General features: G+C 58.2%; 19 protein-coding genes. 11 read left to right on the plus strand and 8 right to left on the minus strand.

Annotation, left to right across the window (positions count from 1 at the left end; genetic code table 11):
- Positions 1–42 precede the first annotated feature (42 nt).
- The gene (locus AC2TDJ_RS06635) at positions 43–1,200 is read right to left on the minus strand and encodes an acyl-CoA dehydrogenase family protein (RefSeq protein ID WP_480840473.1); all 1,158 of its coding nucleotides are present in this window, start codon (positions 1,198–1,200) and stop codon (positions 43–45) included.
- Between the two features lie 260 nt (positions 1,201–1,460).
- Here AC2TDJ_RS06635 and AC2TDJ_RS06640 point away from each other — a divergent pair, with 260 nt between their 5' ends.
- The 5 genes from AC2TDJ_RS06640 to AC2TDJ_RS06660 all read left to right on the plus strand — a co-directional run bounded on the left by AC2TDJ_RS06640 (position 1,461) and on the right by AC2TDJ_RS06660 (position 9,184).
- Complete coding sequence (locus AC2TDJ_RS06640) at positions 1,461–2,093, plus strand: pyridoxamine 5'-phosphate oxidase family protein (protein WP_480840475.1); 633 nt, start codon at positions 1,461–1,463, stop codon at positions 2,091–2,093.
- Between the two features lie 87 nt (positions 2,094–2,180).
- Positions 2,181–4,658 (plus strand): heavy metal translocating P-type ATPase, encoded by a 2,478-nt coding sequence (locus AC2TDJ_RS06645; protein WP_480840477.1) that lies wholly within the window; start codon positions 2,181–2,183, stop codon positions 4,656–4,658.
- Positions 4,655–5,044: a Cu(I)-responsive transcriptional regulator gene (cueR, locus tag AC2TDJ_RS06650; protein ID WP_480840479.1), complete on the plus strand. Its 390-nt coding sequence runs from the start codon at positions 4,655–4,657 to the stop codon at positions 5,042–5,044. The genes AC2TDJ_RS06645 and cueR overlap by 4 nt, the downstream gene beginning before the upstream one ends.
- A 95-nt stretch (positions 5,045–5,139) precedes the next feature.
- Entirely contained in the window at positions 5,140–6,012 is an 873-nt protein-coding gene (locus tag AC2TDJ_RS06655; protein WP_480840481.1) for an NAD(P)-dependent oxidoreductase, read from the plus strand.
- A gap of 106 nt (positions 6,013–6,118) precedes the next feature.
- Positions 6,119–9,184 carry an aminotransferase class III-fold pyridoxal phosphate-dependent enzyme gene (locus tag AC2TDJ_RS06660; RefSeq protein ID WP_480840483.1) on the plus strand — a complete coding sequence of 1,022 codons (3,066 nt, stop codon included), beginning with the start codon at positions 6,119–6,121 and terminating at the stop codon, positions 9,182–9,184.
- A gap of 64 nt (positions 9,185–9,248) precedes the next feature.
- Here AC2TDJ_RS06660 and AC2TDJ_RS06665 read toward each other — a convergent pair whose 3' ends face one another.
- Positions 9,249–9,725 carry a hypothetical protein gene (locus AC2TDJ_RS06665; protein WP_480840485.1) on the minus strand — a complete coding sequence of 159 codons (477 nt, stop codon included), beginning with the start codon at positions 9,723–9,725 and terminating at the stop codon, positions 9,249–9,251.
- The gene (hemP, locus tag AC2TDJ_RS06670) at positions 9,722–9,889 is read right to left on the minus strand and encodes a hemin uptake protein HemP (RefSeq protein WP_298387027.1); all 168 of its coding nucleotides are present in this window, start codon (positions 9,887–9,889) and stop codon (positions 9,722–9,724) included. The genes AC2TDJ_RS06665 and hemP overlap by 4 nt, the downstream gene beginning before the upstream one ends.
- A gap of 223 nt (positions 9,890–10,112) precedes the next feature.
- Between hemP and gph the strand changes: the two genes are divergently transcribed.
- Complete coding sequence (gene gph / locus AC2TDJ_RS06675; RefSeq protein ID WP_480840487.1) at positions 10,113–10,790, plus strand: phosphoglycolate phosphatase; 678 nt, start codon at positions 10,113–10,115, stop codon at positions 10,788–10,790.
- Between the two features lie 222 nt (positions 10,791–11,012).
- On the opposite strand, the gene AC2TDJ_RS06680 is transcribed toward gph, so the two are convergent.
- The 4 genes from AC2TDJ_RS06680 to AC2TDJ_RS06695 all read right to left on the minus strand — a co-directional run bounded on the left by AC2TDJ_RS06680 (position 11,013) and on the right by AC2TDJ_RS06695 (position 15,329).
- The gene (locus AC2TDJ_RS06680; RefSeq protein WP_480840489.1) at positions 11,013–12,191 is read right to left on the minus strand and encodes an acetate/propionate family kinase; all 1,179 of its coding nucleotides are present in this window, start codon (positions 12,189–12,191) and stop codon (positions 11,013–11,015) included.
- Positions 12,191–13,576, minus strand: a complete 1,386-nt coding sequence (locus AC2TDJ_RS06685) for a bifunctional enoyl-CoA hydratase/phosphate acetyltransferase (RefSeq protein ID WP_480840491.1) — start codon at positions 13,574–13,576, stop codon at positions 12,191–12,193. The genes AC2TDJ_RS06680 and AC2TDJ_RS06685 overlap by 1 nt, the downstream gene beginning before the upstream one ends.
- Before the next feature lie 300 nt (positions 13,577–13,876).
- On the minus strand, positions 13,877–14,848 hold the full coding sequence (locus tag AC2TDJ_RS06690) for an endonuclease/exonuclease/phosphatase family protein (protein WP_480840493.1): 972 nt from the start codon (positions 14,846–14,848) through the stop codon (positions 13,877–13,879).
- Between the two features lie 211 nt (positions 14,849–15,059).
- A complete protein-coding gene (locus tag AC2TDJ_RS06695) occupies positions 15,060–15,329 on the minus strand; it encodes a DUF2312 domain-containing protein (RefSeq protein ID WP_480840495.1) in 270 nt (89 codons plus the stop codon).
- A gap of 165 nt (positions 15,330–15,494) precedes the next feature.
- Here AC2TDJ_RS06695 and AC2TDJ_RS06700 point away from each other — a divergent pair, with 165 nt between their 5' ends.
- Positions 15,495–15,713: a hypothetical protein gene (locus tag AC2TDJ_RS06700; protein WP_480840497.1), complete on the plus strand. Its 219-nt coding sequence runs from the start codon at positions 15,495–15,497 to the stop codon at positions 15,711–15,713.
- Between the two features lie 9 nt (positions 15,714–15,722).
- Here AC2TDJ_RS06700 and AC2TDJ_RS06705 read toward each other — a convergent pair whose 3' ends face one another.
- On the minus strand, positions 15,723–15,938 hold the full coding sequence (locus tag AC2TDJ_RS06705; RefSeq protein WP_480840499.1) for a hypothetical protein: 216 nt from the start codon (positions 15,936–15,938) through the stop codon (positions 15,723–15,725).
- 240 nt (positions 15,939–16,178) lie between these two features.
- Between AC2TDJ_RS06705 and AC2TDJ_RS06710 the strand changes: the two genes are divergently transcribed.
- Genes AC2TDJ_RS06710 through AC2TDJ_RS06725 form a run of 4 tightly spaced genes read left to right on the plus strand, consistent with a single transcriptional unit; the run spans position 16,179 to position 18,365 of the window.
- Entirely contained in the window at positions 16,179–17,042 is an 864-nt protein-coding gene (locus AC2TDJ_RS06710) for an MBL fold metallo-hydrolase (RefSeq protein ID WP_480840501.1), read from the plus strand.
- Positions 17,043–17,064: 22 nt separating this feature from the next.
- Entirely contained in the window at positions 17,065–17,493 is a 429-nt protein-coding gene (locus AC2TDJ_RS06715) for a YeeE/YedE family protein (protein ID WP_480840503.1), read from the plus strand.
- Positions 17,493–17,924 (plus strand): DUF6691 family protein, encoded by a 432-nt coding sequence (locus AC2TDJ_RS06720; protein WP_480840505.1) that lies wholly within the window; start codon positions 17,493–17,495, stop codon positions 17,922–17,924. The genes AC2TDJ_RS06715 and AC2TDJ_RS06720 overlap by 1 nt, the downstream gene beginning before the upstream one ends.
- Before the next feature lie 9 nt (positions 17,925–17,933).
- Positions 17,934–18,365, plus strand: a complete 432-nt coding sequence (locus AC2TDJ_RS06725; protein WP_480840507.1) for a protein tyrosine phosphatase family protein — start codon at positions 17,934–17,936, stop codon at positions 18,363–18,365.

The following is an 18,365-nucleotide window of genomic DNA, read 5'->3' on the forward strand; positions in this document are numbered from 1 at the left end:
CGAAAGGAATGTCGACGACGGGCGGGAGCCTACTTCTTCCGACTACTCGTCCAACGAGCGGGCAATGAGTTCCTTCATCACCTCATTTGTACCGCCGTATATCATCTGAACCCGCGCATCCGCATAGAGGCGGGCAATTGGGTATTCCATCATGTATCCGTAACCGCCGAACAACTGCAGACATTCGTGCATGACTTCATTCTGCACTTCCGATCCCCAGTATTTCACCATCGAGGCAGTCGCAGCATCCAGTTCACCCGCCTCCAGTTTGGCAATGCAATCATTCACGAAACTCCGCAGCACTTCGGCCTTGGTCTTGCACTCGGCCAGCTTGAAACGCGTGTTCTGGAAATCCATTACACGCTGCCCAAACGCCTTGCGTTCCTGAACATATTTCACGGTCTCGGCGATGGCGAAATCGATTGCTCCCAGCGCCATGATACCAATGGTCAACCGCTCCCACGGCAGCTGCTTCATCAACTGATAGAACCCCTGCCCCTCTTCCGGGCCCAGCAGGTTGGTCATCGGCACTTTGACGTCCTCAAAGAACAGCTCGGCCGTGTCGTTCCCCTTCATTCCCAGCTTTTTGAGATTGCGACCCTTGCGAAACCCCTCGACCCCGCCAGTTTCCACCACAATCAGCGAAACACCCTTTGCGCCCAGAGATTTGTCGGTCTTTGCCGCAACGATCACCAAGTCAGCCGACTGGCCGTTGGTGATAAAGATCTTTGAGCCGTTGATCTTGTACGAATTCCCGTCCTTTTCGGCCATGGTCTTTACGGCCTGCACGTCAGAACCGGTTCCGGGTTCCGTCATAGCCAACGCGCCGACCATCTCACCCGAAGCGAGTCTCGGCAGCCATTTCCGCTTTTGCTCATCACTGCCATAAGCGGTGATGTAATGGGTCACGATAGACTGTATGCCATAACCCCACCCGGCATCCCCTCGTGCGGTCTGCTCATAGAGAGTCACGGCGTCAAACCCCATGCCGCCGCCGACGCCGCCGTATTCCTCGGCAATCGAACCCGCCATCAGCCCTGTTTCACCTGCCTTCAACCAGAAGGCGCGATCAACGACACCGTTCTCGACCCAGGTCTCGATATTCGGCACCAGGGCGTCATCCAGGAACCGGCCCGCCATTTCGGCAAACATCCGGTGTTCATCGGTGACCCATGCGGCAGAGCTGGTAAAAAGAGACATTGAGACCTCATTCCTCTGGATTTGCTCCAAAACTAGCGGCTGCTTCACTTTCAGCCAATCCATGTGACGTCGCGTTCGGACAGACCGATACGCAACGTTTTGAATTTCACGCGCCTGTTGTAACCTTCGCCACGATCACGCTTTTGTCAGCGGCCCGGTCCAAAACCATGCCCATATAGTTGGTTCAAACTTTCGACCAATGCGCCACTTGTCGTGCGATTCAATGCCCTCGGTTCTCGAGGGTCACGAAAGGAACTTCGATGCCACGCGCCTTTTCTCAGTTGACTTTCACTCCGGCCGTACGTGCCTATCAGGACCGAATGGGGTCCGCCGCGACTTATGCCAAGTTCATTGAAGGCGGCCCGCAAAAAGGGCATGAGATCGGACCGAACGAAAAAGCCTTTATCGAGGCACGCGACGGGTTCTATCAGGCCACGGTGTCCGAGACGGGCTGGCCTTATGTGCAGTTTCGCGGCGGTCCTGTCGGCTTTCTGAAGGTTCTTGACGAACGCACAATCGGATACGCGGACCTCACGGGAAACAAGCAGTACATTTCGCGCGGGAATCTGGACGTCAATGACCGGATCGCGATGATCCTGATGGATTATGCGAACAAACGTCGCCTGAAAATCCTGGGCCGGGTCTCGTTTGCCGAAGGCGCTGAAGCCGCTACTGATTTGTACCCCGAAGGCGCCGAAACCGAGGCAGAACGCGCCGCCACAATACGGGTAGAAGCGCTGGACTGGAACTGTCCGCGCCATATCACACCGCGCTTTACGGAAGCCGAGTTGCGCCCCCATCTGAACAAACTGGGGCGCGAGATGGCGCAGCTTCAGGCCGAAAACGAGCGTTTGAAGGCCGAGTTGGACCGCATCAAAGCGACTTGGGGCTAAAATACGGCAAATAAGCGGAACACCCCTTGACCTTCCCGTGACTGGAACCCCCATCTGGAGGGTACTGCCAGTATCAGGACGACTCGGATGACAGAACTCAAACACGCTCAGATCAAAGTCACGGGAATGGGCTGTGCCTCATGTGTTGGACGGGTTGAAACCGCGTTGCAGGCCGTTCCAGGCATCGGCGAGGCTTCGGTCAATTTTGCGACCGAGACTGCACAGATCGCGTATGATGGCCAATTCCCTGAGATCGCCAAGGCGCTGGAAGCCGCTGGATACCCGGCCGCCACACAGGAAAGCATTTTGCAGATCGACGGGATGAGCTGCGCCTCCTGCGTTTCCCGGATTGAAAAAACCCTGACCTCCAGCCCCGGTGTAATTGGTGCAAACGTGAACCTTGCGACACAAAACGCGACGGTGATTTATCTCCAAGGAGCAACAGACCCGGCCGCGCTTGCAAAAACCGTGACCGAGGCAGGATACCCAACCCGCCCTGCAAGCAAGCAGGACGATCACGATCTCTCCGCAAAAACGGAAGAAATCAAAGCGCTCGCCCGGACGACCTTGTTCGCTGCGCTGCTGGCCCTGCCAGTTTTTGTTCTGGAGATGGGTGGTCATATGATCCCCGTATTTCACCATTGGGTGCAGGCGACCATCGGCACGCAGAACAGCCATTTGATCCAGTTCGCTCTGACCTCGGTATTGTTGGTTGGTCCCGGTCGGGTGTTTTATGCAAAAGGTGTCCCGTCGCTGTTGCGGGGTGCGCCGGATATGAATGCTCTGGTCGCGCTGGGAACCGGGGCAGCCTATTTGTACTCTGTCGTTGCAACTTTCGCGCCACAAGTGCTGCCGCAAGGCACAGCCAATGTATATTTCGAGGCCGCCGCCGTCATCGTCGTCCTGATCCTGTTGGGCCGACTGCTGGAGGCGCGCGCCAAGGGCCGGACCGGCGCCGCAATTCGCAAACTGGTCGGCCTGCAACCCAACACGGCCCGCGTGGCGCGTGACGGCGTCTTCGTCGACCGCCCGATTGCCGAGATTACAGTGAATGACATTATCCAAATTCGCCCCGGTGAGCGCGTCCCTGTGGACGGGCTCGTTCTGGACGGCAGCTCCTATGTGGATGAAAGCATGATCACGGGCGAACCGGTTCCGGTTGGCAAAGAGACCGGTGACGAGGTCGTCGGCGGCACGGTCAACGGCACAGGTGCGCTGCAAATCCGTGCAACCCATGTGGGCGCCGATACGGTGCTGGCGCAGGTTATCCGGTTGGTCGAGCAGGCTCAGGGCGCGAAGCTGCCCATTCAGGGGCTGGTGGACCAGATCACTCATCGCTTTGTTCCGGCCGTCATCGGTGTCGCCGTACTGACTGTTCTGGCGTGGTTGCTCATCGGTCCGGCCCCGGCGCTGCCGCTGGCATTGGTGGCGGGTGTTTCGGTGCTGATCATCGCCTGCCCTTGCGCCATGGGTCTGGCCACGCCGACCTCGATCATGGTGGGCACCGGTCGGGCGGCGGAATTGGGCGTTTTGTTCCGCAAGGGAGACGCGTTGCAGCAGTTGCAGCAAGCGCGGGTCGTTGCACTGGACAAGACCGGAACGCTGACACTGGGCCGACCCGAACTGGTCGAGGTGATCACCGCCTGCGGTTTTGCCCGGGAAGAGGTACTGCAATTGGCTGCGGCGGTTGAGGCTCGATCGGAGCATCCGATTGCAACTGCGATTACCCGTGCCGGACCGACGGAATTGCCGGAAGTTTCGGATTTCGAATCCCTCACGGGTCTCGGCTTGCGTGCGGTGGTCCAAGGGCGCAGCGTTTTGATCGGATCAGACCGTCTCATGGTGCAGAACGATGTTGATCTTGGCGCGTTGGAGACTGAAGCCGCACGACTGGCTGCCACTGGCGCAACGCCAATTTATGTCGCCGTCGACGGGCAACCGGCTGCCGCGCTGGCCGTTTCGGATCCGATTAAGCCAGGCACGCGGGCAGCTCTGGAACGCCTGCATGAAATGGGGCTGAAGTTTGCCATGATCACTGGCGACAATGCGCGAACGGCGCAGGCTTTGGCGGGTGAGTTGGGCATAGACCATGTCACCGCTGAGGTGCTGCCAGACGGTAAATTGGCGGCAATTACCGATTTACAAAGCCGGTTTGGACCTGTGGCTTTCGTCGGCGACGGCATCAATGACGCTCCGGCCTTGGCGGCTGCCGATATCGGGATCGCCATCGGCACCGGCACGGACGTTGCAATTGAAACCGCCGACGTGGTTTTGATGTCGGGCGACCTGCGTGGCGTGGCGAACGCCGTTGAGATCAGCCGCCGCACCATGCGCAATATCCGCCAGAACCTCGGCTGGGCGTTTGGGTACAACACCTTGCTGATTCCCGTCGCGGCAGGCGTGCTGTATCCGTTCGGCGGTCATCTGCTGTCCCCGGCGCTGGCGGCAGGTGCGATGGCTTTGTCCAGCGTCTTTGTCGTCTCCAATGCACTGCGTCTGCGTCGCGCACGCGCAAGCGTTTCCGAAACGCCCCAACCATCCTTATCGCAGGAGGCACACTCATGAATATCGGAGACGTCGCCACCCGAACCGGGCTGCCTGCCAAAACCATCCGCTATTACGAAGAGATCAACCTGATCAAACCGTTACGCGACGACAATGGCTATCGCCGGTTTCGTGAGCAGGACATTCACAAACTGAACTTCCTGGGTCGCGCCCGAGCGCTGGGATTCACCATTGAAGACTGCCGCACGCTGCTGGCGCTTTACGAGGATGAAAGCCGCGCCAGTGCTGACGTCAAACGGATCGCGCGTGAGCATCTGACACAGATCGACGCCAAGATCGCCGATCTGAAAGCGATGCGAGACACACTCGGCCACTTGATCGAGGCCTGCGCCGGAGATGATCGCCCCGATTGTCCGATCCTGCGGGATCTGGGTGGACAAGCGTAACTCGGGGTTGCCCTTTGGTCCCGGCTTTGCTTTGTCAGACCTGAACATTCCGGTACTGGCCACAGCCGCCGCCGGACAGGGGAGAGGATCACAAAATGGCAAAAGTCGCGTTCCTTGGCCTGGGTGTCATGGGCTATCCCATGGCAGGGCACCTTCAGGCAGCAGGGCATCAGGTCACGGTCTATAATCGCACATCCGCCAAAGCCGAGGCCTGGGTCGCCGAGTACGCGGGCACAATGGCCGCAACGCCGCGCGAAGCGGCGCAGGGCGCGGAATTTGTCATGGCCTGCGTGGGCAATGACGACGATCTGCGCATGGTCTGCACCGACGAAGACGGGGCCTTTCGCGGTATGTCAGAGGGTTCTGTTTTTGTCGATCACACAACCGTTTCCGACAAGATCACGCGCGAGCTTTATGCCGCCGCCAAGGCGCAAGGCATTGCATTCGTTGACGCCCCGATCTCGGGTGGGCAGGCGGGTGCCGAAAATGGCGTTCTGTCGATCATGTGCGGTGGTGATCAAGCTGCCTATGATGCAGCTAAACCGCTGATGCAGGTCTATTCGAAAATCTGCCGTCGTATCGGCGACAGCGGCGCCGGGCAATTGACAAAGATGTGCAACCAGATCGCCATTGCGGGGTTGGTTCAGGCCCTGAGCGAAGCATTGCATTTTGCCGAGAAGGCAGGGCTTGACGGTCGTGCAGTGGTCGAAGTGATCAGCCAGGGTGCGGCCGGTAGCTGGCAGATGTTGAATCGGCACGAAACCATGCTGGACGATTTTTTCGAACATGGCTTTGCAGTCGACTGGATGCGCAAGGATTTGGGCATCTGTTTGGACATGGCCAACGAAACCGGCGCTTCGTTGCCTGTCACGGCACTGGTCGATCAGTTCTACAAGGATGTTCAGAAGCTGGGCGGCGGGCGTTGGGACACATCCTCGTTAATCAAACGGTTGCGGGCTTTGGACTGACGAAAGGGGGCTGTCTGCCCCCTCTTGGCCCATTGGGCCAATTCACCCCCGAGGATATTTGGGGCCAGATGAAGAGGATCCCGGTGCAAGCGGGACACAGAATCAAATGAGCGACTTGAACACATTCTGGACCAACGCCCTGCGCCAATCCTGGGGGCTGGACGCCCGGTTGACGCGTTTGGATGGTGAGTATGACCTGAATTTTCTGGCCCGGGCGACCAACGGCCAGGACTATGTGCTGAAGGTCATGCGGGCGGATTGCGCGCCCGATCTGGTCGATCTACAGATCAGGGCGCTGAAATACATCTCCGCCGAAGCTCCGGGCCTGCCATTTCCTCAAGTGTACCCGGATCTGAATGGAGATTTCCTGCCTGAGATTGCGGATGAAAACGGACAGACACGGCTTGTTTGGTTGTTGGAACGGCTTCCGGGACATTGTTATGCAAGTACAGCACCTAAGACCGAAGACCTGATCCTGAAATTGGGCCGTGTCCTGGGTGCGACTGACCGGGCACTGGAAGGGTTCACCCATGCCGCTTTGATCAGGCCGGATTTCAAGTGGGATTTGATGCAGGGCGGTTGGATCGCAGACAGACTGGACGCTATTTCGGATCCGAACCGGTGCGCGCTTTTGCAGGAAATCGTGGAGGGCTTCGAGACGATATCGGACACGCTGTCCAGCTTACCTGTTCAGGCCATCCACAACGACGCCAACGACTATAACATTCTGGTTGAGGGCGAGTTGAGCGAACGCCGCAGCGTTTCGGGTCTGATCGATCTGGGAGACATGTGCGCGGCGCCGCGAGTATGTGACCTGGCGATTGCCGGAGCTTATGTGGTGCTGGATCATCCCAAACCTGAACGCGCTCTGGCGGCTCTGGTGCGGGGCTACCATGCGGCAAACCACCTGCGCCCTGAAGAGGTTGATCTGATCTGGCCCTTGTTGCGCATGCGGCTGGCCGTTTCGGTCGTCAATTCGACTTTGATGGCGCTGGAAAACCCGGACGATCCATATGTCACTATCAGTCAGGCACCGGCCTGGCGCTTTCTGGAAAACGGCACCGTCAATGGCGGCCTGATGCCTGCGCGGCTGCGCGCCGCCTGTGGGCTGCCGGTTGTCGATGGGGCCGAACGGATACACGCTTATCTGTCCGATCATCGCGGCCATTGCGCGCAATTGTTCGGGCAGGACCTGAATGAGGCGCCCATGGGGTCACTGTCCGCTGAGAACTCTACCTGGCCGCAAAACCCATTTCACATGCCATTGGCCGAAGCCGCGCGCGTGGGTGAGGAATTCGGAGTCGGCCTCTGGCTTGGTTACTATAACGAACCCCGTTTGATCTATGCGGAACCCGGGTTTCGCAAGGGGTCGTGGAAGGCTTCGGACCGGCGTACGGTTCATCTGGCCGTAGATGTATTCGCGCCAGCGGGGACTGTCCTCTATGCACCGATCAGTGGGCGGGTCGAGGTTGTGGAAAACCGCGACAATCACCTGGACTATGGCGGCGTTGTGATCCTGCATCACGAAACGCCAGAGGGTGATTCATTCTACACGCTGTATGGCCATCTGGACCCGGAGGTCTGCGACCGCCTTAAGCCGGGGGATCCGGTGGCGCAGGGTGCAGCTTTTGCCAGATTGGGCGATGCAAACCAGAATGGCGGTTGGGCACCGCACGTGCATTTCCAACTGGCCCTGACCACCGCCGGGATGGACGCGGACTGGCCGGGAGTTGCCGACCCGGATGAGATGGAGCTATGGAACGCCCTCTGCCCCAATCCTGCGGCGCTGCTGAATCTGCCTGACGACAAGGTGCATTATCGCCCGACGGACAAGCAGGCCATGCTGCAAGGGCGTCAGGCGCATTTCGGCGGCAATCTGAGCCTGACATATGATGACCCGGTCATGCTGGTGCGCGGTTGGAAGCATCATCTGTTTGACGAATGGGGACGCCCCTATCTGGACGCGTATAATAACGTCCCGCATGTGGGTCATGCACATCCACGCATTCAGGCCGTCGCGGCGGATCAGTTGAAGCGGATGAATTCGAACACCAGGTATTTGCACCCCGCGCAGACCGCTTTCGCCGAGAAAATTCTCTCCAAACTGCCGGATCACTTCGAGGTCTGTTTTTTCGTCAACTCCGGCACGGAAGCGAACGAACTGGCCTTGCGTCTGGCCCGTGCCCATACCGGGGCAAAGGGTATAGTGACTCCGGATCATGGATACCACGGCAACACCAACGCGGCCGTGGCGATCTCGGCTTACAAATTCAACAAGCCCGGCGGCGTTGGTCAGGCGGACTGGGTCGAATTGGTCGAAGTCGCGGATGACTATCGCGGCTCGTACCGACGAAACGACCCCAACCGCGCGCAAAAGTTTGCGGATCTGGTCGACCCGGCGATTGCCGAATTGCGAAACAGGGGCCACGAGCTTGCCGGTTTCATTGCAGAGACCTTTCCATCGGTCGGCGGACAGATCATTCCGCCAAAAGGCTATCTGCCTGCGGTGTACGAAAAAATCCGCGCCGCCGGGGGCGTCTGTATTGCCGACGAGGTGCAAACGGGCCTCGGGCGGTTGGGAAATTATTACTTTGGCTTCGAACACCAGGGCGCCCTGCCCGACATCGTGGTGTTGGGCAAACCCATCGGCAACGGCCATCCGCTGGGCGTACTGGTAACGACGAAGGCCATCGCTGAGAGTTTCGACAACGGGATCGAGTTCTTCTCGACCTTCGGCGGCTCGACCCTGTCATGCCGGATCGGGAAGGAGGTGCTGGATATCGTTGATGACGAAGGATTGCAGGGTAATGCCAAGGCCATGGGCGAGCGGTTGATGGATGGCCTCAGACAGATCGAAGCCGACTTTCGGCACGTTGGCGACGTGCGTGGCATGGGGCTGTTTCTGGGAGTTGAACTGATAAACCCCGACGGCTCGGAAGGCACCGAGATCTGCAGCTACGTCAAAAACCGGATGCGCGACTACCGCATCCTGATCGGCAGCGAGGGCCCCAAAGATAACATCCTGAAGATCCGCCCGCCTTTGACGATTGAAGCCGGAGATGTAGATATGATCCTGTGGACATTGCGCGATGTATTGGCAGAGGTTGGAGATTACACGCCTGCGCCGGTTTGCGACCACAATCATCACCACGCGGGTTGCGGATGCTGCTGAGGTACGCACTGTAAGCCAGAAAAACAAAACCCCGGCGGTAATTGCCGGGGTTTTGCAGTACCGATCAATGCAACATCGCAGAGGGTGCGTGATGCCCTGTCGTCGGCACGGGGGGTGCGGATATCATTCGGCGAAGGGCCAGCCCGAGCTCTTCGGACAATGACGCCAGAGCCGGTGCAAAGTCGGGGCGCACGATCAGTGAGGCCATCATCATGGCGTCTTCGCGCGCACCTTCCGAAGCGGCGGCAACCATCTGCGCGAAACAGTTTTCGTCAGCACCAATACACGAACACTCCAACCCGTGCCGGATCAGCGAACGACGCCCATAATTGGCACAAAGCGTACACAGGCGGTCCAGCGTCAGCATCACCGCCTGCCCGCGATCCGAGCCGAGCGCGATATTGAAATCACTTGCCGCGTCAGCCCGACCGGACGCTCCGTCACTCCAGAGCCGCAGATACATGACTGCCCCGGCTTCGACAGGACTCAGATCAGCCAGTCGGCCTACAGCCGCCCCGCCGCGTGAGGATGGCGCGCTCATTTCGTCAGGATCAGTTTGCCCGCGCGCGTGATGCGCAGGGTATAAAGCTGGTCGCCAAGCTCGATATGAGCCAGGTTGCCACCATTGGTCAGCTCTTCGGCCTTGTGAGCCGGCAGCATTGAGACAGCATAGCCTTGGGTCGGTGTGGGATTTTGCGCGTTCATCGGACATCTCCAGAGCGTGTCGGGCAAAGTGCCATATCTGCTAATGGTTTTCGTGATCTGGCTGACCCTGACGGGCTGGCTTTCTGTTCCTGAAACTTAATCTGATTATTTTAGTCGGGATTGTCAAGCGCCAGATTTCAAACCTTTTGTTGGGCTGCCGGTTGCGCATGGACACCTGCACGGGATAGGCCTGAAACCGACAAAGCCAGAGGCGGACCTATTCATGAGCGCAACCATTGTTTTCGACTTGGACGGTACACTCATCGACAGTCTCGCCGACCTGTCACAGGCAGTGAACCGGATGCTCGCGGACGTCGAACTAGCGCCGCTTCCGCAGCAAACGATCCGGCAATTTGTCGGCAATGGCCTGCCGAAACTGGTGGAGCGGACGATGGACCACTGCGGGCTGCCCCGACATCGCCATTCCGAACTGACAAAGGTAACTCTGAACCACTACAATTCGGCAGCATGTGATCTTACGACTGTCTATCCCGGCGTGCCGGAAGCGCTTGGCAATTTGCGCGATATGGGTTGTGCTCTGGGTGTCTGCACGAACAAACCTGAGGCCCCTGCAAGGCACGTTCTCGACGAGTTGAATCTGTCAGGGTTTTTCGACGCCGTTTTGGGCGGCGATACCTTAAACACACGAAAGCCGGACCCGACCCATTTACACGCCAGCTTTGAAGCATTGCCGGATGCCGGCCCGAGGATCTTTGCGGGGGACAGCGAGGTCGACGCCGAAACCGCGCAGCGGGCCGGGGTCCCGTTTCTGCTGTATACCGAAGGTTACCGCAAATCCCCTATTGCGGATCTGCCGCATCATGCCAGCTACGGCCACAGCTCAGAATTGCCGGGACTCGTTTTGCAACTGCTACACGATGATCCCCACCTTGCCACCTGATCGGCCCGACCGGTTAAGACCCCCAAAATGAAATTGAGGGGCTGGCCGAGGGGGTAAAGAGCCAGCCCCCCATAGGGGAATTAAGTGAGAGTGGTAAGGCCTGAGCGGCCCTGGTAATACGCAATAGATAGCGCATGTGTTGAGGGAACGATATTGGGGAATTCCCGTAGAGCCTGTATTTGCCAATCAGGAGGCGGATTTTTGCCAATATAATCGGGACACTCAACCCTTGGGGGCGAAGTCAAATGCGGCGCGGGCGATAACCAGTTCTTCATTTGTGGGAATGACCAAAACCTGAACTCGGGATGCCTCAGTCGAAATGGTTCGCGCGCTGCTCTGATTTGCGTCCTTGTTCAGTTCGATTCCCAGCCACTCCAAATCTGCGCAAATCTGGTCCCGAACACGCGCCGAATTCTCACCGATTCCACCGGTGAATACCACAGCGTCCACTCCGCCCAACACTGCAGCCAGCGAGCCAAGCTCTCGGCGGGCGCGGAAAGTGAAATACTCGATTGCCTGACGGGCATCGGCTGTTTCTGCCTGCTCAAGCGTGCGCATGTCGTTGGACAAACCGGAAAGGCCCAGCAATCCGGATTTGCGATACAGCAGGTCCGAGATTTCGCCGGCACTCATACCTTTCTGTTCCATCAGGTACAGGAGGACACCGGGATCGATCTGTCCGCTGCGCGTGCCCATCGGCAGACCATCCAGAGGCGAAAAGCCCATGGTCGACCCGGCTGAGCGCCCCCCACGTATGGCGCACATGGACGCCCCGTTTCCAAGATGAGCGACAATGACCCGACCAGCATGCAAATCCGGAGCGGTCTGTTGCAGATGACCGGAAATGTAATCATAGCTCAGCCCGTGAAACCCGTATCGCCGCACACCCATGTCGTAATACTCGGTGGGCAGAGCAAAAGTGTCGTTCACCCACGATTGGGTTCTATGGAAGGCGGTATCGAAACAGGCAACTTGTGCCGCCTTCGGAAACCGGCCCATTGCCGCGTGTACTCCGGCAAGGTTGTAGGGCTGGTGCAAGGGTGCAAAGGATGAGAGGCCCTCCAGGGTTTTCAGGCTGTCCTGTGTCAGCAGGACTGGCCGATCGTTATCCGGCCCGCCATGCACGATCCTGTGGCCCACTGCCGCGATCCGGGCGCCCGGAAACTGCTGCTGCAGCAGCGTCAATACATGCTCAAGTGCCGAGTCGTGATTCTGGATGACGTCCGAAGTTTCATCGGCCAGAACCTCGCCGTCCGACATGCGTGCGCGGACCTTCGCGGCCGGGCTGCCGATACGGTCGACGAGACCTGTGCAAACTTCCGACGGCTCTCCTCCGTCCGCCTGGAAGAGACCAAATTTCAAAGACGAAGACCCCGCATTCAGCGTGATGATATGATCCATCAGATTTTCCCCGAAAGCCGCGCTGCATGTAGTGCCGCAACGGCGCATGAGGCCAACCGAGCCTTGTCGTCATCCGCGCGGCTGTTCAGGATGATCGGCACTTTTGCACCCAGGACAACACCGGCGCCCTCGGCATGGGCGATGTAGGTCAACTGCTTGGCCAGCATGTTGCCCGCGTCCAGATTGGGCACCACCAGAATATCAGCCCGCCCCGCCACCTCGGAGACGATACCCTTGGTTCGTGCAGCGGCCAGGCTCACTGCATTGTCCATCGCCAGAGGGCCATCGACCAGCCCGCCCTTGATCTGCCCTCGTTCGGCCATCTTGGACAGCAGCGCGGCGTCAATCGAGGACCGGATGGCCGGATTGACTGTTTCGACGGCCGACAGAACCCCCGCTTTGGGGGCGCTGATCCCGATTGAGATTGCCAGGTCGATCGCATTCTGGGTGATGTCGATCTTGGTCTCAAGATCGGGTTCAATATTGATCGCGGCATCGGTCACCAGCAACGGATGCGGCTGACCTGGGACATCCATCACGAAGACATGCGTAAAGCGCCGCCCGGCCCGCAGCCCGCGGTTGCGCCGCAGGGCAGCGTGCAACAACTCGTCAGTATGCAGGTGGCCTTTCATCAACGCCTGCGCACGCCCATCCGCTACAAGGTCGACGGCCACATTGGCGGCCTCGAAATGCCCCTTTACCGGGATGATTTCCGTGTCCCCCAGCGGTACTTCCGTTTCACGCGCCGCCGCGGCGATTTTGTCCGGATCGCCGACCAGGATCGGCTTGATGATCGTCTCCTGCGCGGCCAGCAATGCCCCGCCCAGTGAATTGGGCTCTTCTGGCGCAACCACGGCCGTTGGCATCGCCGCCAAGGGACGCGACCGTTCCAGCAGCGCGTCGAAATGCCGATGCCGCTGGACCACTAGGCCGGGCAATTCGATCTCGTGAAAGGACAACTCTTTTTCCGGCGCAATAACGACGGCCGTACCGGAAACGATCACCGCATCGTCACTGGGTCGCAGGACGCTGGTGTCCATGACAACTTCGCGATTTTCCCGCTTTTCCAACACCTTAACCCGCGCCTGCAATTCCTCGCCTGCATGAGCCCGGGCGCCAAATTCGAAATGCTGTGATTTATACAGCGTCCCCGCACCGGGCAGGATATTCCCAAGCACCGCTGAAATCAGCGCACCCACGAACAAGGCGGGTGCAATGGCTTCGTTGACGGAATCGCCGTCCCCGTCTTCCGTCGACAGGTGCAGCGGGTTGTGATTTCCAGAGTTCGAGGCGAAGACAAAAAAATCGTCTTCGGTACAGATTCGCGTCAACTCGGCCGAGTCGCCGACATTCAGCTGGTCGTAGGGTTTATTGTGATAATGCATCGGGTTTCTCGGCGGCTGCTTGCATCGGTTCACGCCCCCGGATCATGCACGAACCGTTGAGGCCGGGGCTCCGGTTCGGGACTTTAGGAAGTTTCGTCGGGAAGTCCACTGATATCGCCGCTTACAAACCAAAGCGTTGACCTGAAATACATACGCCCACCAACTGAGCCGGCACAAGCGACCGAAATATTCAGGCATCGCATAAAGGTCCGTGCTTCACGAGCACTCGGCAAATGCGGGTTCGCATTCCTGACAAATTGGAACCGACGGGCCTAATGGTGGTCGACGGCGACCGCAGATCTAAACGTCCAACTTCACGAGGATCGGAAAATGATCAGACACCCCGTCCAAATCAACGCCCGATTTGGCGGACGGTCTGCTAAAGCGCCTCGGCCGACCACTGGAACCAACCATCACAGCAGGTCGGAATATTTCCACCGTGTCTGCATCCACCTTGATCGGGCTGGGTCCTCGGAGCATGCCATAAGACACCAGAAACTGATCCAGCATGTTCCAGTCGCTTTGGTAGAGATATGTCCCGGGATCATGCCCGAACATCAACGGCCATATCAGGTTCAACATGTGCCCGGATCTCGAATAGCGGACCCGACCCGGATCGCGGCTGCCCAGGAGATACTCCTGCATCGATCTGTTGAAGGGTTCGTCATTGAAATCACCCATTGAAATGATCGGCAGATTTTTGTCACCGCCGGCCTCCTCGTTCAGCAAGTTTGCCGCGATGTAGGCATGCGTTTCGCCGGTGAGCATCCGAAAGGGTTCGGAACTGTACTGCCCCGCGCTTCTTGACGGCCAGTGGTTGGCGATCGCGACAAATTCCTCGTCGCTGGAAGCAACTTTGAGCCGCGCCCAAAAGATATCCCGCGTCGCAGAACGTTTGATAACGCTCTGATGATCAGTTTCCACTACGGACAGCTCATTCGCGTCAAAGATAAATGACGTGTCGATTCCCCGTGCATCCGGAGACGCGTGCGCAGCGATCTGGTAATTTCGACCCGGGATGTTGATCGCATTCGCCAGACGCTGAACCACGTCTTCGTTTTCGACCTCACAAAGGCCAAGCAAGGCAGGTCCGGTGCCGTTGAACATCTGTTCTACCACGCTCGCCAACTGAGTGATCTTTTTGTCTCTGACAGCGGCGGTCCACCCCACCAGTTCATCCGCCAGCTTCTGCTTCAGCTTGGGGTCTCGGGGGGCGTTTTCATGGTCAAAAAGGTTTTCAACATTCCAAAACGCAACGTTCAAAGTTGCCATCAAACTGTCTCCTAAAAAATCGGCATCTCAATAGGCTAAGCCTAGCACGTTTTTTGAAGGATATCTTTGATATTTGGAAATTTATCGACATAACCGACGATCGAGTGACCTCGACCCCGCTGTTTTTTCGGACGGCAACAACAGCCGACGACCGGCACTTCACACTGAGGGTGTAGCACCGTGAAACAAGTATTGGGATGGCAGAATGGCCTCAGGTCATCCCCAGCGCTTCTTTGTACATCTCGATGACGGCTTCTTGTTCAGCAATGTCATCCTTATCGCGCTTCCTGAGGGAAATGATGCTGCGCATCGCCTTCACATCGTAACCGCGTGCCTTGCTTTCGGCGTAGACCTCTTTGATCTGATCCGCGATATCCTTTTTCTCCAGCTCCAGACGCTCGATCCGCTCAACGAACTGGCGTAGTTCGCCTGCAGTAACTCGGTAATTGGCAGCGGCCTGATCTTCGGTGATGTCTTCCATCTGCGTCTCTCCCAGGGACTGTTTGGTGATGCGATGTCATCGGGCAAGGTGCCGGATACATCGACACCGCGCGGGGCGCAAGCGTGCAATCGGGCAGCCGGGCTTGTACCGACGACACCGATCCGCTAAGCGCGGTTGCAGGAATTTTGGCAAGTGTTGGAAACTATGTTCGACATCATCGTCTGGGGCGGGGCCGCCCTGTCCTTGGCCGGGTTGGCCGGCCTTATCTGGTGCATCCTGCGTGTGATGAAAGCGCGTAGATCCGGATTGTCGGACGATGAATTGAGGGCCGCCGTTCAAGGCGTGCTGCCATGGAACATGGCTGCGCTTTTTCTGTCGGTGATTGGATTGATGATGGTCATCCTTGGCATTTCGCTTGGATGACCACCCCGGTCAGACCGGCATATTGTCAAATCGCGCTTCAAGCGCATCTTCGCACAGGGCCGCATCCAGCCGTCGCAGGCGCGACGGAATATGAACACCTGTTGCGCGCATCCTATCCAGAACTTTGCTGACACTGGGTTGCAGAGCCAGACGTGTGTCCAGACAAGCGTTCTGCAGCTTTTGTTCCAGCTGTTCCGCTTCGGCAAAAAGATCCTGAGCAGTCATTTGCTTCCTCCCACATGTCGTTACTGTGTCTGATATAGGTAACGACATTAAGACCAGAATGAGACTAGATGAACGTCGCGCAATTTCTTGCCTGTTCTCTCGAAAAATCGGCGATACACCACTGGTCGATTAATCCTTATACGAAAATCTCTCGAATTGCCTTGACTGACATCAACTCGTGATTTGGAACTTCCATCACATTCCGCTATCAATATATGAACTAACCGGCGGGAGGACCCAATGACACCCATCGTGAAAGCATTCTTTGAGCCCGAGACCTTCACCGTTTCCTACGTGGTGCAAGAACCAGAGGGCTCGGCCTGCGCCATCATCGACAGCGTGCTGGATTTCGATCATGCCTCGGGTCGCACCAATACGACGTCAGCGGATCAGATCATCGACTTCGTGACGGAACAGGACCTCAAGGTTGAGTGGATTTTGGAAAGTCACGTTCATGCCGATCACCTGTCCGCAGCCCCTTATTTGCAGCAGAAGCTTGGCGGCCGCATCGGCATCGGCGCAAACATCGTGGTGATCCAGGACACGTTCGGAAAGATCTTCAACGAAGGCACCGAATTCCAGCGCGATGGCAGCCAGTTTGATGCGTTGTTCAAGGAAGGAGACAGCTTTCACATAGGCCAGATGCGCGGGGATGTCCTGCACACGCCCGGCCATACACCCGCCTGCATGACTTACGTTATCGGTGACGCAGCCTTTGTCGGAGATACCTTGTTCATGCCGGATTTCGGCACGGCGCGCTGCGATTTCCCGGGTGGATCGTCGGCCGATCTATATGCGTCGATACAGAAAATTCTGTCATTACCGGATGAAACACGCGTGTTTGTCGGCCATGACTACAAGGCCCCCGGTCGGGACGAATTTGCGTGGGAAACAACCGTGGGCGAGCAAAAGGCCCTCAATGTCCATATCGGACAGGGTCGCAGTATCGAAGAATTCGTCGAGATGCGCGATGCGCGTGACGCGACCCTGTCCATGCCCCGGCTGATTCTGCCGTCGCTGCAGGTGAATATGCGCGCGGGTCAGATGCCGCCCGCGGATGAAAAGGGCGACGTGTTCCTCAAGCTGCCGGTCAACAAACTGTGAACGACGAGAAAGAGATGTTTGGATGAACGTTGAATGGATCTGGGGTCTTGCCGGAGGTCTGATGATCGGACTTGGCGCTGCGGTTTTTCTGTTGGGCAATGGCCGCATCATGGGCGCCAGCGGGATACTGGGTGGATTGATTGAACGCAGCGACCGGAAGATCCGGACCGAGCGTCTGGCCTTTGTTGCCGGCCTCATTGGCATGCCTCTGCTGCTGCGCCCGTTGATTGCACCTCAGGCCCAGACGCATCTGACCGGCGATTTGGCCATCGTGATTCTGGCGGGTCTGCTGGTCGGCATTGGCACACGGATTGCAAATGGCTGCACATCCGGTCACGGGGTCTGTGGGATATCTCGGTTTTCCATGCGCGGGATCGTCGCCACCGTGTTTTATATCCTTGCTGGAGGTCTGACTCTGGTGCTGTTTCGCCACGTTCTGGGGGTGGTTTGATGCGGATTACGCTTGCCTTTGTGGCCGGGTCCCTGTTCGGCATCGGCCTGCTGATCTCCGGCATGACTGATACGACCAAGGTACAGGGCTGGCTGGATGTTTTTGGCAACTGGGACCCGACACTGGCCTTTGTGATGGGCGGTGCAATTCTGCCCATGCTGGTGGCCTGGCGGCTGACCAAGGGACGCGAACCACTGGTGGGCGGGCAGTTTCCGACCGCGCCCAGGCCCGAGCTGGATCACCGTTTGATTGTCGGGTCTGTCCTGTTTGGTATGGGATGGGGTTTGGCCGGTCTGTGCCCGGGTCCCGCAATGGCGTCGCTCAGCTATGGCGGAACTGGTGGTGTCGTCTTTCTGATCGCTATGATCGCGGGCATGTTCGCGGCCCCGAAACTGGGCGCGCAACTGGACAGAATTGCCAATGCGGCCTAAGCATTCCTCATGGAGATTCGCCCGATTACACCCCGCTATGCCGTCTCGCCCCAGATCTCGGTCGAGGACGTGCCAGCCATTGCCGAGGCAGGTTTTGTCAAAGTGATCTGCAACCGGCCCAATTCCGAGGTACCACCGGATCAGCAGTCGGACGCTATCGGCGAAGCCGTGCGTGCTGCCGGGATGGAATATGAAGTGCTGGAGCTGACGCATCAGACCATGACGCCGGAAAACGTCGCGCGTCAAAGGGATATGGCCGAAAGCTGCACCGGTCCGGTTCTGGCCTATTGCGCGTCGGGCACACGGTGCTCGGTCGTTTGGGCATTGGGCCAATGCGACCAGTTGAGCACCGACGAAATCCTCGATGCGACGACCAAGGCGGGGTACGCGCTGGACAACCTGCGCCCGGCCTTGGAGCAGATGCGCAACGCGCCAGACTGA

The sequence above is a fragment of the Ruegeria sp. HKCCD6647-2 genome, from assembly GCF_057221075.1.

What these genes read in the sequence shown, in the direction of transcription:
- AC2TDJ_RS06635 (WP_480840473.1), bottom strand. Translation starts at nt 1,200, where the DNA reads ATGTCTCTTTTTACCAGCTCTGCCGCATGGGTCACCGATGAACACCGG.
- AC2TDJ_RS06640 (WP_480840475.1), top strand. Translation starts at nt 1,461, where the DNA reads ATGCCACGCGCCTTTTCTCAGTTGACTTTCACTCCGGCCGTACGTGCC.
- AC2TDJ_RS06645 (WP_480840477.1), top strand. Translation starts at nt 2,181, where the DNA reads ATGACAGAACTCAAACACGCTCAGATCAAAGTCACGGGAATGGGCTGT.
- cueR (WP_480840479.1), top strand. Translation starts at nt 4,655, where the DNA reads ATGAATATCGGAGACGTCGCCACCCGAACCGGGCTGCCTGCCAAAACC.
- AC2TDJ_RS06655 (WP_480840481.1), top strand. Translation starts at nt 5,140, where the DNA reads ATGGCAAAAGTCGCGTTCCTTGGCCTGGGTGTCATGGGCTATCCCATG.
- AC2TDJ_RS06660 (WP_480840483.1), top strand. Translation starts at nt 6,119, where the DNA reads ATGAGCGACTTGAACACATTCTGGACCAACGCCCTGCGCCAATCCTGG.
- AC2TDJ_RS06665 (WP_480840485.1), bottom strand. Translation starts at nt 9,725, where the DNA reads ATGAGCGCGCCATCCTCACGCGGCGGGGCGGCTGTAGGCCGACTGGCT.
- hemP (WP_298387027.1), bottom strand. Translation starts at nt 9,889, where the DNA reads ATGAACGCGCAAAATCCCACACCGACCCAAGGCTATGCTGTCTCAATG.
- gph (WP_480840487.1), top strand. Translation starts at nt 10,113, where the DNA reads ATGAGCGCAACCATTGTTTTCGACTTGGACGGTACACTCATCGACAGT.
- AC2TDJ_RS06680 (WP_480840489.1), bottom strand. Translation starts at nt 12,191, where the DNA reads ATGGATCATATCATCACGCTGAATGCGGGGTCTTCGTCTTTGAAATTT.
- AC2TDJ_RS06685 (WP_480840491.1), bottom strand. Translation starts at nt 13,576, where the DNA reads ATGCATTATCACAATAAACCCTACGACCAGCTGAATGTCGGCGACTCG.
- AC2TDJ_RS06690 (WP_480840493.1), bottom strand. Translation starts at nt 14,848, where the DNA reads ATGGCAACTTTGAACGTTGCGTTTTGGAATGTTGAAAACCTTTTTGAC.
- AC2TDJ_RS06695 (WP_480840495.1), bottom strand. Translation starts at nt 15,329, where the DNA reads ATGGAAGACATCACCGAAGATCAGGCCGCTGCCAATTACCGAGTTACT.
- AC2TDJ_RS06700 (WP_480840497.1), top strand. Translation starts at nt 15,495, where the DNA reads ATGTTCGACATCATCGTCTGGGGCGGGGCCGCCCTGTCCTTGGCCGGG.
- AC2TDJ_RS06705 (WP_480840499.1), bottom strand. Translation starts at nt 15,938, where the DNA reads ATGACTGCTCAGGATCTTTTTGCCGAAGCGGAACAGCTGGAACAAAAG.
- AC2TDJ_RS06710 (WP_480840501.1), top strand. Translation starts at nt 16,179, where the DNA reads ATGACACCCATCGTGAAAGCATTCTTTGAGCCCGAGACCTTCACCGTT.
- AC2TDJ_RS06715 (WP_480840503.1), top strand. Translation starts at nt 17,065, where the DNA reads ATGAACGTTGAATGGATCTGGGGTCTTGCCGGAGGTCTGATGATCGGA.
- AC2TDJ_RS06720 (WP_480840505.1), top strand. Translation starts at nt 17,493, where the DNA reads ATGCGGATTACGCTTGCCTTTGTGGCCGGGTCCCTGTTCGGCATCGGC.
- AC2TDJ_RS06725 (WP_480840507.1), top strand. Translation starts at nt 17,934, where the DNA reads ATGGAGATTCGCCCGATTACACCCCGCTATGCCGTCTCGCCCCAGATC.